This is a genomic window from Pedobacter albus, from assembly GCF_036324255.1.
Taxonomy (GTDB): domain Bacteria; phylum Bacteroidota; class Bacteroidia; order Sphingobacteriales; family Sphingobacteriaceae; genus Pedobacter; species Pedobacter albus.
The window spans coordinates 165,565-178,394 of record NZ_JAZDQT010000002.1 but is presented as its reverse complement, the minus strand read 5'-3'; the positions used below and the strand labels follow the sequence as shown (position 1 = coordinate 178,394).

9 protein-coding genes are annotated in these 12,830 nt (G+C 43.4%); 6 read left to right on the top strand and 3 right to left on the bottom strand.

Annotated features, from left to right (window positions below):
* The first annotated feature begins 203 nt into the window (after positions 1-203).
* From rny to VRU48_RS10530, 4 genes are all read left to right on the top strand, one after another.
* Positions 204-1,766: a ribonuclease Y gene (rny, locus tag VRU48_RS10545; RefSeq protein WP_330107892.1), complete on the top strand. Its 1,563-nt coding sequence runs from the start codon at positions 204-206 to the stop codon at positions 1,764-1,766.
* A 270-nt stretch (positions 1,767-2,036) separates the two neighbouring features.
* Entirely contained in the window at positions 2,037-2,537 is a 501-nt protein-coding gene (locus VRU48_RS10540) for an Mpo1 family 2-hydroxy fatty acid dioxygenase (protein WP_330107891.1), read from the top strand.
* Positions 2,538-2,649: 112 nt separating this feature from the next.
* Entirely contained in the window at positions 2,650-5,442 is a 2,793-nt protein-coding gene (locus VRU48_RS10535; RefSeq protein WP_330107890.1) for a TonB-dependent receptor, read from the top strand.
* Positions 5,443-5,527: 85 nt separating this feature from the next.
* A complete protein-coding gene (locus tag VRU48_RS10530) occupies positions 5,528-6,970 on the top strand; it encodes a hypothetical protein (RefSeq protein WP_330107889.1) in 1,443 nt (480 codons plus the stop codon).
* A gap of 78 nt (positions 6,971-7,048) precedes the next feature.
* Here VRU48_RS10530 and VRU48_RS10525 read toward each other — a convergent pair whose 3' ends face one another.
* From VRU48_RS10525 to VRU48_RS10515, 3 genes are all read right to left on the bottom strand, one after another.
* Positions 7,049-8,257: a hypothetical protein gene (locus tag VRU48_RS10525; RefSeq protein ID WP_330107888.1), complete on the bottom strand. Its 1,209-nt coding sequence runs from the start codon at positions 8,255-8,257 to the stop codon at positions 7,049-7,051.
* 267 nt (positions 8,258-8,524) lie between these two features.
* Positions 8,525-9,109, bottom strand: a complete 585-nt coding sequence (locus VRU48_RS10520; protein ID WP_330107887.1) for a DUF6515 family protein — start codon at positions 9,107-9,109, stop codon at positions 8,525-8,527.
* A 210-nt stretch (positions 9,110-9,319) separates the two neighbouring features.
* The gene (locus VRU48_RS10515; protein ID WP_330107886.1) at positions 9,320-11,071 is read right to left on the bottom strand and encodes a bifunctional lysophospholipid acyltransferase family protein/GNAT family N-acetyltransferase; all 1,752 of its coding nucleotides are present in this window, start codon (positions 11,069-11,071) and stop codon (positions 9,320-9,322) included.
* A 70-nt stretch (positions 11,072-11,141) separates the two neighbouring features.
* Between VRU48_RS10515 and VRU48_RS10510 the strand changes: the two genes are divergently transcribed.
* Both VRU48_RS10510 and VRU48_RS10505 read left to right on the top strand, forming a co-directional pair.
* Positions 11,142-12,056 (top strand): ComEA family DNA-binding protein, encoded by a 915-nt coding sequence (locus VRU48_RS10510; RefSeq protein ID WP_330107885.1) that lies wholly within the window; start codon positions 11,142-11,144, stop codon positions 12,054-12,056.
* A 1-nt stretch (position 12,057) separates the two neighbouring features.
* Entirely contained in the window at positions 12,058-12,585 is a 528-nt protein-coding gene (locus VRU48_RS10505; protein WP_330107884.1) for an adenine phosphoribosyltransferase, read from the top strand.
* Positions 12,586-12,830 lie beyond the last annotated feature (245 nt).

Genomic DNA, 12,830 nt, shown 5'->3' with positions numbered 1-12,830 from the left:
GCCGTATAAGCTAATAGAATTTGGCCGTAGCTAAATTTTTATGTTTCAATATTTCCTGGCTATCGTTTTTCGGCTTTTGCCGGCAGATGAAAACAGGCATACGCGAGCATAATAATTAAGTTACGGTTTTTTTATAAACAAAAACGATGGAATCATGAAGCTTAACGATGGCTCCATCACCAATTAAAAACTAAACATAAACAATGGAAATACTAGGGATAACAGGATGCGTGCTGGCCAGCTTGATTGTTGGTATAGCAATTGGCAGATACCTGTTGCGGAACCTGCTTAAACAACAAGAGGTAGCCGCGCAAAGCAAAGCGAAGAAAATACTGAAAGATGCAGAGAGCCAAGCCGAAATCATGAAAAAAGACCGACTGCTTGAAGCCAAAGAAAAATTCTTGCAGTTGAAGGCAGAACACGAGCAACAGGTAAATGCACGTAATAACGAAGTAAGCCAACGCGAAAATGGCATCAAACAGAAAGAACAATCGTTAAACCAAAAGCTCGAAAACGCCAACCGTAAAGAGCAGGAACTAGATAACCAACGCAACAATCTGGAAAAACAAACTGCTTTGGCTGTAAAAAAACAGGAAGAGGTAGATGTGTTGAAGCAACAGCACGTAAAGCAACTGGAAACCATTGCAGGTTTAAGCGCCGAAGAAGCCAAGAACCAATTGGTTGAAAATATGAAATCGGAAGCCCGTTCGCAGGCCCTGATGCAGGTAAAAGATATTGTTGACGAAGCCAAGCTAACCGCCAGCAAAGAAGCCAAAAAAGTGGTTATCCAAACCATTCAGCGTACAGCAGCCGAAGCGGCTATCGAGAACTCGGTATCTATTTTCCATATCGATAACGACGAAATCAAAGGTCGTGTAATTGGTAGAGAAGGCAGGAACATCCGTGCATTGGAAGCGGCAACCGGTATCGAAATTATTGTTGACGATACCCCAGAGGCCATTATCCTATCTGGATTTGATCCGGTGAGAAGAGAGATTGCCCGTTTGGCACTACACCGTTTGGTAACCGACGGCCGTATACACCCGGCCCGTATCGAAGAGGTAGTAGCCAAAACCAAGAAACAAATTGAAGACGAAATCGTAGAAATTGGCGAACGTACCGTAATCGACTTAGGCATCCATGGTTTGCACCCTGAACTGATCAGAATGGTAGGCCGTATGCGTTACCGTTCATCATACGGACAAAACCTGTTGCACCACTCGCGCGAGGTAGCTAATTTCTGTGCCACCATGGCGGCAGAATTGGGCTTGAATGCCAAGTTGGCCAAGCGTGCAGGCTTATTGCACGATATAGGTAAAGTGCCTGACGATAATCCGGAATTGCCGCACGCTATTTTGGGTATGCAACTGGCCGAAAAATATAAGGAACACCCAGATGTTTGCAACGCCATTGGCGCCCACCACGATGAAATAGAAATGACTTCTATGATTTCGCCAATTATACAGGCCTGCGACTCGATTTCGGGTGCACGCCCTGGCGCACGTCGCGAAGTAGTAGAAAGCTATATCAAACGTTTAAAAGAACTAGAAGAACTGGCGCTGTCTTACCCAGGCGTAGAGAAAACTTTTGCCATTCAGGCAGGTAGAGAGCTAAGGGTAGTGGTAGAAAGCGAAAGGGTAACCGATCAGCAAGCAGAATTGTTGGCAGCCGATATCTCTAACCGTATCCAAACCGAAATGACCTATCCGGGCCAAATCAAGGTTACGGTAATCAGGGAAACCCGTTCGGTAGCTTTCGCCAAGTAATTGCGCGTTTGTAACCGAGCAAGCTAAATTGTTTAAAAAGCGGTAGATTTGTCTATCGCTTTTTTTATTTTTATACACTAAAACCATTGCGCAATTAAATCTTGTAAACTTTATACAAAGCGTATGGCGTAATGAGTATAGCGATGGTAGATTTTAATTAAGACCTTATATGTCTTATATGGTTGATAGTAAATAGCATATAGCGACGGCAAAAAATAATTAGGATAACAGAACCACCAGCAACTACAGGGTGATAAAAAGATAAAAAACATGGAAAAACTAGCTAAACGTCCGGTCGATATTTATTTCGATAAATATGGCGAGAGCCACCAAAATCATACAAACGAGTTGATCCACTGGATCTGCGTACCCTTAATTGTATTCAGCTTATTGGGTTTGGTATGGCAAATTCCCTTTCCGCATTTGGATTTTCTGGGCCGGTACAACGGCTATTTCAATTGGGCTTCGTTTCTCATTGCCTTTGCCATGTATTATTACTTCACCCTGTCGCCGGTGCTGTTCTTTTTGATGATCTGGATTGTCGGACTGATGAGCTATGGCATTGTAAAACTGGAGCATTGGCAAGATGCCGGAGGGCCGGCAGGCTGGATGGTATTTGCCATCATTTTCGTAGTGGCCTGGATCGGGCAGTTTATTGGCCATAAAATAGAAGGCAAAAAGCCTTCGTTTTTAGATGATGTTAAGTTTTTGTTAATCGGCCCGATTTGGTTGTTGCATTTTGTCTGCAAAAAAGTAGGGCTAAAATATTGATACGGCGGCCATTTAACAATTAGTTAACCTTTGCATAAACGAATGGTAATTTGACGCTAACATAGAGCTAACATTGTGGTAATAGTTTTGCCTAAACAAATAATCAGGCAAATTGAACTCACAATTAACTCTTAAAAAAGCGCTTTTTACATTGCTATTCTTGGTGATGGGGGCGGCTGTTTTCGCACAGGGAACAGGCAAAATTTCAGGAACCGTATCAGACAAGAAAACAGGCGAAACACTGATTGGCGTTTCCGTTAAACTGGCAGGTACTACCAAAGGTGTAGGCACCGACGTTGACGGCAAATATGTGCTTCCGGGTCTTACCGAAGGCAAGCACACCATCGAAATTTCTTACGTAGGCTATGCTACCAAAAGGATTACCGATGTAGAAGTTAAAAGCGGCGTTACCACTTCTTTAAACGTGGTGATGGAAGAGGCCAGCTCACAAACCTTAAAACAGGTGGTCATTACCGCCAACTTTAAGCAGGAATCGGTTAACTCGCTCTATGCGCAACAAAAAAACAGTTCTGTAATTTCTGATGGTATTTCGAGCGATCAGATCAAAAAATCGCCAGATAAGAATACTTCAGAGGCCTTAAGGCGTGTAAGTGGCGCCACCATCCAAGACAATAAGTTTGTCGTGGTAAGGGGCTTGAGCGATCGTTACAATACAGCCACCCTTGATAATTCTACCTTGCCGAGCACTGAGCCTAACCGTAAGGCTTTCTCGTTCGATATCGTACCTTCAAACTTGGTAGACAAAATTACCATCAGCAAAACCGCAACTCCAGACCTTCCTGCCGATTTTGCAGGCGGTGCCGTTCAGATTACCACCAAAGATATTCCAGACGATAACTTTATCTCTTTTGGCGTAGGCTATGGCTACAACAGCCAATCAACTTTTAAAGACTTTTTGGCAACCAGCAAAAACGCCCTGAACTATTTGGGCTTTGACGATGGCTCTAAACAACTGGCCGATAATTTCCCTTCGAGAAACAAAATCCTGAGCGGATTAACGCCGGCCAGAAACGTGGGCGCCCTAAAATCATTGCCAAACGATTTCACCATCAACAACAATTCAGCTTTGCCTAGCCAGAACTATCAGTTTAGCATGGGCAGGGTGAAACACTTTAAAGACGATAGCCGTTTTGGTGCCTTGGTTTCTTTAACCTACCGTAACTCGCAAAATATTGGCGAAGATGTGAAACGTGCATTTTATGTGTATGATTATAACGATAACCAATACAAGTTTTCGACCAACTTGGGCGCCTTGGCCAACTTTGCCTACAGCTTTGGCAAAAACAAGATCAGCTTCAAAAACATCTACAATAAAAACTACGACGATAACTATACCGAGCGTACCGGTATCAACCAAGGGTCGACAACCATCAACAGGTTTTACGCCTACGATGTGATGCAGAAATCGTTGTTCAAGTCTACCTTGGAAGGCGAGCACCAGGTTGGTGGCAAAAACAGCAAGTTGAAATGGTCGACTTCGTTCAGTAATGTAACCAACGATCAGCCTAACCAGTTGAAAATAAACTATGCCAAAGCCCTGGCTTCGCAAAACGATCCAAGTGTGCTTTATCAAGCCAATATTACTTCATTAGGTAAAGAGAACACCCGCTTGTTTTCGAAGCTGAACGAAAATATTTATGCAGGCGATGTAAACTACAGCACACCGGTTAAATTGTTCAACGCCTCGAGCACCTTTAAGGCAGGCTTGGGTTCGCAATACCGCGAGCGTACTTTCAATGCCAGGTTTATCGGTGCAGAGTTGCACTCTAACGATGCCGACGAGATGCAACGCATCAGGGCACTGCCGGTTAACCAGATCTTCTCGCCTTCGCTTATCCAATCGGGTGTTTACAAGCTCAACGAAATCGGAAGCGACGTGGATAGCTATGATGCCAACTCGTTTACCAACTATGGTTATGCCATGTTAGACCAGAAATTCGGCGAGAAATTCCGTGCGGTGTATGGCGTGAGGGTAGAAAACTACAACGTTCAATTATCAAACGTGAAAAAGACCTATGTTGACGATACCCAACTCGACGTATTGCCATCGGTTAACTTAACCTACAGCCTAACTGCAAAAAGCAATTTAAGAGCTTCGTACTACCGTACCTTGGCCAGACCAGAGTTCAGGGAGCTGACTTTGTCGTCTTACTACGATTACGAATTGTTGGCCAACCAATCGGGTAACCCTAACCTGAAGAGAACCTTGATCGATAACGCCGATTTGAGATACGAAATCTATCCGGGTGCGGGCGAAATCCTATCGGTATCGGCTTTTTACAAAAACTTTAACAATGCCATCGAATCGTACCGTTACGATGTATTGTCAACACCAGATATCTCTTATTTCAATACCGCAAAAGCCTACAGCTATGGAGTGGAGTTTGAAATAAGAAAAAACCTTGGTTTTATGGGTGGTGGCCAGTTCCTTAAAAACACCACGGCTTATGCCAACGTTTCTTTGGTGAAATCGAAGATCAAAAACCCTGAAGACCAGAACTACATCGATAAAACCCGCCCGATGGTTGGCCAATCGCCTTATGTAATCAATGCAGGTTTGCAACATACTGAGCTGAACAACAAATTGAGCCTAAACGTGCTTTACAACAGAATTGGCAGAAGGATTATCCAAGCCAGCGGTATTACTTTCCCAAGCACTTGGGAGGCTCCGCGCGACGTGATCGATTTCCAGGCAGGCTATAAAGTAATCAAGTCGAGAGGCGAAATCAAATTGAACGTAGGCGATATCCTAAATCAGCGCAACACCATTTACTTCGATTACAACAAGAACAAAAAATACGAAACCAATGCCGGTGGCGACGAAACGATTATGTCGTACAAGCCGGGTACAAATATCTCATTGTCATTTAGTTACTCATTTTAACGCTTAACATATTGTTAATGTGAGGTTAACGCTAAAGCAAACTTAAATCAATCTATTTGCACTATTCAAAAAGAAAACTAGAAAAATGAAAATCAAAATTTTATTATTAGCATTATCGGTTGTTTTATTCGCAACCTCATGCAAGAAGAACAGCGTTGTTGATGATGAGCCAACGCCTGTTGCTGGAAATGTAGTAGAGGTTAGCGGAGAGATTTCGGCCAACACTACTTGGTCTGCAAGCAAAATCTATTTGTTAAAAGGCTTTGTTTATGTAAGCAATGGCGCTACCTTGACTATTGAGCCTGGAACAATCATTAAAGGCGATAAAGCAACTAAAGGTACTTTGGTTGTAACCCGTGGTGCTAAGATCAATGCTACTGGTACTGTTGATAAACCCATTGTATTTACTTCTGCTTTGGCAGCTGGCGCACGTAGCCAAGGCGATTGGGGCGGTGTAATCCTTTTGGGTAAAGCGCCTGTAAACCAAGGTAACGATGTGAAGATAGAAGGTGGTTTGGTACAGCCTACTGGCAAAGACGAAAAAGCTTATATCTTTTATGGCGGTACAGATCCAGCTGACAACTCTGGTACCATGAAATATGTACGTATCGAGTTTGCAGGTATCGCTTATTCAGTTGATAACGAAATCAACGGATTGACGATGGGCGGTGTTGGTAGCGGTACTACTTTAGATTATATCCAAGTTTACCGTTCTGGCGACGATGCTTTCGAGTGGTTCGGTGGTACAGTAAATGCAAAACACTTATTGGCTATCGGTACTTGGGATGATGATTTCGATACAGATTTCGGTTATTCAGGTAATGTTCAGTTTGCTTTGGCTCAACGTGTAGCTACCGTGGCCGACCAATCAGGTTCAAACGGTTTCGAATCAGACAACAATGCAACTGGTACTGATCAAACGCCTAAAACTTCGGCTGTTTTCTCAAACGTAACCATCATTGGTCCATGCAAAGCCGCTACAGGTTCTTTCAATGCCAATTTCCAAAACGGTGCGCAAATCCGTCGTAACTCTTCAATCAGCATCCTGAACTCGGTTATTGCCGGTTACCCAATTGGTTTGTACATTGACGATACTACCGTTCAAACAGCAAACTCTACTACAGCAAACTTCAACTCAGGTTCGATGGTTATTGCCAACAACTTGATTTACGGTACAAGAACACAAGAAGTTAAAATGAGCAACACAGGTGCTTTGGCAGCTGTTGAAGCGAAACTTCGTACCGATAACGTTTTTGCAAACGGTCTTTTTGCAGGTAGCTTATTTGTAAATCCTTATTTATACGCAACTGATTTCGGATCGGGTGCAACCCTAGGTACAGCTAACTTTACTTTGGCTGCTGGTTCGGTTGCTGCAACTGGTGCTTCATTCACCAACGCAAAAGTATCTGGTTCGTTCTTTACACCTGTTGCCTACAAAGGTGCTTTCGGTACTGACAACTGGGCAGCTGGTTGGGCAGAAGTTGATGCACAATCATTGGCTTACACCACTCCAGGTGCTGTAAAATAATAAGATATTAAATTGTTTATTTCAAAACCGTTCCGATTAGCTTCGGGACGGTTTTTTTATGCCTTCAACATTTAAGGGTTATTTGTTGAGCGGATCGTAATGGTACACCACCTCGTAAGGCTTGTTTTTTAGGCTGGCCGATAGCTCGCCCATTTTGAGGTTCTGCTGTTGTGGCGTAGGCTCGCAAACGGTGTACGATTTGCCATTGTATATAATGGCATTGCCCACAGGCTTATCAAACTGTACAGCCATGGTAATATGCGTAGGGTAGAGCATGGCAATCATGGGCAGGTTGTAGATTTCCTTTACCAAAAAGAAAAACAAGGCCGCGCGGTCGTCGCAGTCGCTGTATTTATTCAATAAGGTCTGCTCTGGCGATAGGCGTTTTTCCTTGCCGAAATTATCTTCGTCGTTTTCGTAGAGGAAAGCATAACGGGTAAAACGCATGAGGTAGTCTACACCGTTTTTGGTGCTCATGCCTTTGAGGTTTTCCTTTAATATCGGAATAAGCGACTGATAGGTTTCCCTGCTCAGCGGAATATTAAAATAAGTTTCGAAATCTACGCCCGGATAATTGGCAAAGATCTTGTCTACCTCATTGTTCAGCTTTACCTTAAAGTGGTAGGCTTTGTGCTTGTAGTTAAAGGCCAGTTGCTTCTCGGTATAATCTTCGGGCTTAAACTCGGGCATGCGGGTTACTTTATAGCTGAATGCGTTCTTGGCTTCGGCAATAGCAATGTTTACCGGTTTGTAGGTGTCTTCGCGCTTAAACAATTTGCCGTAGTCGTGGTAGTTTAGACAGGTGTATTTTTTGTCGTCGACCATAAAGAAAGGGATATCGGCAATGTCTTCGTTGTTGCGGATGTAGAATATAATCTGGTCGTTGCCTACGGCTACCTTGGCATCGTAACCCGATTTGGCCATTAAAAACCATTTGTACAGCGTATAACGGCTATAGTTCTCGGCTTTCGGACTAATTTCCTGCGCTGTTTTTCTAATCAGTTGATAATAGAGCCAATCGTTCAGTTTGTATTTGTCGCGGTAATCGAGCAGGGCCTGTACGAGCGCCTGGTAATGGCCAGAATTTACCTTATAGTAAAAATCTTTAACCGACTGATTAGTCAGCTGTGCTTGAAAAGGAATATCGATAGTCGAGTCGGCTTCAAAATTGAAGGTGCCCTCGTAAAATTCGAAGCTATAGCGCTGTGACTTTGCGCTTGCAAAAGAAAATGCTAATCCGATGATGATGAGAAGCTTATAGGCGATATGTTGGACTCTGCTTTTCAATGCCTTAACATTGCGATAACATTAAATATATATAAATTTAACCTATCGGCCTAGCTTTTATTGTCCAAAAAATGTTAAATCCGACGAAAAATCAGTTTTAGTCGATTCCTATATTAAATAATCTTAAGATAATCCCGATTTCATAAGTTCTTAACATTGCAGACCTACTTTTGTGGTGTTAAATATTTGGTTAGTATTTATCATTACAGTTTAGGTTAGTTGATAGCAAAAAGCCCCGATGGATGTCAGGGCTTTTGCTTTTTGCGGTTATGGCTGAACAACCTGATAACCTATGCCGTCGGGAAATTCTGGGGCATCTACTTCGGCATAATAGCTGCCGTCGAGGTAATAATATTCTATGCCGTTAATGTTCCTGATTTCGTAGCCGTCAGGCAAGGCATCAACTACAGCGCCAAGCGGTGCATCTACCACCACATAGGCATCGGCCATCCGGGTATAGAAGGTCCCGTAATAGTAGAAATAGCTTCGAGGACCAAGTATGATGGTTCTGTAGCCTACAGGCAATACTCTTATTCTTACTCCCCTTACCGGTCTAACTACGGCAAACGATCCACCTCTTTTTACGTAATAAATACCCGAGTTATAATAGTAGTTGTTGTTTCCAAACCTGATGTTGAGCGAAGCCCTGGGCACCACATTAACAGCCGCGCCCCATCTAGGCATTGGGGCATAATGAACATTTGCCTTTCTGGCCACCACGCGGTGTGCCTCACGGTGTGCAACAGGTGCCCTTTCTCTGCCCCTTCCTCTGCCTTGAGCGTTTGCATTTAAATTGGCTATGCTTAATAAGCCTACAGCTGTTGCAGCCAACAGCATTTTAAAATTTCTCATCGCCTTTATATTTTAAGTTGCATATATGTACAAGACTAGAACTGAACGGCAAAGTTTAAAGTGGCAGGGCTGCAGCCTGGTTTCTTCATCAAAACTTCAGAATAAGCATCAAAAAAGCCCCGGTGGATGCCAGGGCTTGTGTTGTTTATAATAGCTTATCGTTCATTAGTGACTAGCTCATCACTGTGAGCTGGAAACGGTGAACTGAACCTAAAAGTTCTTACCAATCTTCTCCAGCATCTCCGACGGGATCTTGTGTACGTCGACCACCAAGAAACCGTCAAGGCAGTCGGAGAATTTAGGGTCGATGTTGAAGCAGATGATTTTTGCATTCAAGGTCATGTACTGACGCAACAGCACCGGAATTTTGATGTGCGAATTTTCGATATCGCCAATCAGGCTGTCCAGGTCTTTCAGCGAGTCGCTGTTTTCTATCAGCAAATCGGTATCGATAGGGGTAAGGTCGGCCTTGAATTTGTTTCTAGGCTTTACATAGTGCGCCAGTTCGTAGTTGAAATGGTTTTTGGTAATGTAATCTACAATCAGCGATTTAGAAAACTTCGAAAAATTGTTGCTGATACTTACCGGTCCGAACATATAGCGGTATTTCGGGTTTTCGATCAGGTATTTCAATATCCCTTTCCAAAGCAGGAACAGGGGCAAGGGTTTTTGCTGGTATTCTTTTCTGATCCACGAGCGGCCCAGTTCAATGCCTTGCCTCAACACCGGATAAAAAGGCTCCTTGATCTTAAACAGTTCCGACAGGTAAAATCCTCTACGGCCCATGGTGTTTAAAATCTCGTCGCCTTTGCCTATGCGGTAGGCGCCTACAATGGTATGGGCATCCTTGTCCCAAATAAACAAGTGGTTGTAATAGATGTCGTAATTGTCGAGGTCGATTTTCTTGTTCGTGCCTTCGCCAACCTCCCTGAAGGTAATCTCGCGCAAACGGCCAATTTCCCTCAATATATTCGGAATGTTGGATGTAGGGGTAATGTAAACCTCGTAGTTCTTTTCTTCCCAAACCCTAAAATCCTCCAGCTTGGCCACTTCGTTTACAATCAGGTTGCGGTCGGTTTCCTCTACAATCTGCGCCGGTTTTTTCTTCCGCTTGAACAGGTTGATCGGGTTGAACAATTTTTTCTCCTCCTCCAAGCTGGTACCCAAAGCATAGGTTCTCGCCCTTAAAAAGTCGAGCAGCTTGTTGGTGTTGTTCTTGTAGGAAATATCTTCGATCTTGATCGGCTTGCCAATACGCACTTTGATTTTTAGGCCCTGTTTGTTCAGGAACTCCGACGGCAGTTTGGCCGTTCTTAAAGTAGGGTGTATAAAACTTAGGATGTTGAACAAGATGCCGTTGTTGCCATGGAAATAAATCGGCACTACCGGCATTTTGGCCCTGGCAATAAGTTTGCCCACCACCGGATGCCACAACCTATCGGTAATTTCCTGGGTTTCGAGGTTAAAGGTCGATACCTCGCCGGCAGGGAAGATGCCAATCGGCGTACCGCTCTGCAACAAATCGAAAGTAGCTTTCAAGCCACTGATGCTCGAAGAATGCTGCACGTTTTCGAAAGGGTTAACCGCCACGAAAAACTCGCTCAGGTTAGGTATTTTCTTCAGGATAAAATTTACCATGACCTTGGCTTCCGGCCTTACGGTACACAATAATTTAACCAGTGCAAGGCCTTCTACGCCACCATAAGGATGGTTGGCAATGGCAATAAAGCCACCTGTTTTGGGGATATTCTTCAGGTCGTCCTCGTCAAAATCGATAGAAACGCCAATGGTTTCCAAAATCTTGTCGACAAATTCGAGGCCCTCAAAGTGTTCGTTTTGAGAGAAAACTTTATTGATGTCGTTGAGCTTCATTACTTCCATCAACAAAGCGGCCAGACCCGGTACTCCTAACTTATCTATCTTGGTTGCTTTTGCAAACTCTTTTGTGGTAATAATCTTCATCTGTAAGGAGGAATTAATTCATAAAGCAATTTCAAAAATAAGATTTATATTTATAGTACCTATCTTATCTATGAAAAATTGGTTAAATAAGTACTTTGGCTTTACAAAGCGCGAGTACAATGGCCTGTTGTTTCTAATGGCCGTTTTGCTGTTTTTAGCGGTATTTCCGTATGTGTATGATCTGTTGAAAGACAAACAAGAACCGGCAACGGCCGTTGAAGTTACGGCTATCAAGCAACTGGAGCTGGTCAATATGGAATCCGACAATCGGGATGGTTATGCCTATCCTGATCATGCCAGGGCTGTACGCAAAGCACCCGAATTGTTCCGTTTTGATCCGAACCAGATCGATGCCTCTCAATGGCAAAGCCTGGGGCTTTCGGCCAAGCAGGCGCAATCCATTATCAATTACCGTAACAAGGGAGGGAGGTTTTACAAAGCAGAAGACCTGCAGAAAATGTATGTGATTTCTCCAGAAATGTATGCGCGCCTAAAATCTTATGTAACGATTGAAGGCGGTGCGACGGACAAATTCGAGAACAAGCAACCATTTCATAAAGACACCAATCCAAGGCCTCAAAAAGAACTAGCAGTGATCGAAATCAATGGAGCCGATACTGTCCAGCTTCAGGAAATCAGGGGCATCGGTCCGGCATTTGCCAAACGCATTGCCAATTATAGGGAAAGATTAGGCGGTTTTTACCGGAAAGAACAATTGTTAGAAGTTTTCGGATTAGACAGTGCAAAATTTGAAGGCATCAAAGACCAGGTGCGCGTTGACGCCGGCCAGCTCAAAAAAATCAATATCAATACCGCTGTTTTCGACGAGCTCAAAAACAACCCTTATTTGAAATACAAGCAAATCAATGCCATTATCCAGTACAGAAAACAACATGGGCCTTATAAAGCTATAGAAGATTTGAGGAAAGTAGCTATCTTAACGCCTCAAAATATACAGAACTTAGCACCTTATCTTACATTTTAACATGCTTGAAGCAAGAATTAAACAAACCCTGCGCGACGTGGCCGATTTTCCGAAGCCCGGAATAATTTTCAAAGACATCACCCCGGTATTGCATAACCCCCAACTATGTACCGAAATTACCAAGGCATTGGCCGAGCAGGTGAAAGATTTGCACATAGACGTGGTTGCGGGCATCGAAAGCCGTGGTTTTTTGTTTGGCCTGGCCTTGGCGCAGGCCCTTCAGGTTCCTTTTGTGCCCATCCGCAAAGTCGGTAAGCTGCCTTATAAAACCGTTCAACAGTCTTATGATTTGGAATATGGAAGTGCAACGCTCGAGGTGCACGAAGACGCATTTAAGGCTGGCCAAAATGTACTCATCCACGACGATCTGTTGGCTACTGGAGGAACGGTGGTGGCGGCTTCTAAGTTGGTAGCGTTGCTGGGTGCAAAAGTAGCAGGCTATTCTTTTCTCATCAGCCTCGATTTTTTGAATGGTCGCGAGCGCTTGAAGGACTTTTGCACGCAGGTATTTTCTTTGGCCAAGTTCTAACTTTGGCTACATTTTTTAACCCCAAATTGTAATCGGATTGTCTTATTCGGCCTTGCCCGAAATTTTTTTTAAAATTTTTTTAGGCAAACGTTTGCCCTTTTTTATAAACCTGTATTTAGCAGGTTAACTAATTGAACCAAATACTAAATCATTCTACTATTTTATGGTCAAAAACCGAGTTGTGGCGTATGTTTTATTTGTTTAATATTGCCCTCAACCAAATATAAATCTTAAGAAACTGTTTA

What these genes read in the sequence shown, in the direction of transcription:
- VRU48_RS10510 (WP_330107885.1), top strand. Translation starts at nt 11,142, where the DNA reads ATGAAAAATTGGTTAAATAAGTACTTTGGCTTTACAAAGCGCGAGTAC.
- VRU48_RS10520 (WP_330107887.1), bottom strand. Translation starts at nt 9,109, where the DNA reads ATGAGAAATTTTAAAATGCTGTTGGCTGCAACAGCTGTAGGCTTATTA.
- VRU48_RS10515 (WP_330107886.1), bottom strand. Translation starts at nt 11,071, where the DNA reads ATGAAGATTATTACCACAAAAGAGTTTGCAAAAGCAACCAAGATAGAT.
- VRU48_RS10530 (WP_330107889.1), top strand. Translation starts at nt 5,528, where the DNA reads ATGAAAATCAAAATTTTATTATTAGCATTATCGGTTGTTTTATTCGCA.
- VRU48_RS10505 (WP_330107884.1), top strand. Translation starts at nt 12,058, where the DNA reads ATGCTTGAAGCAAGAATTAAACAAACCCTGCGCGACGTGGCCGATTTT.
- VRU48_RS10540 (WP_330107891.1), top strand. Translation starts at nt 2,037, where the DNA reads ATGGAAAAACTAGCTAAACGTCCGGTCGATATTTATTTCGATAAATAT.
- rny (WP_330107892.1), top strand. Translation starts at nt 204, where the DNA reads ATGGAAATACTAGGGATAACAGGATGCGTGCTGGCCAGCTTGATTGTT.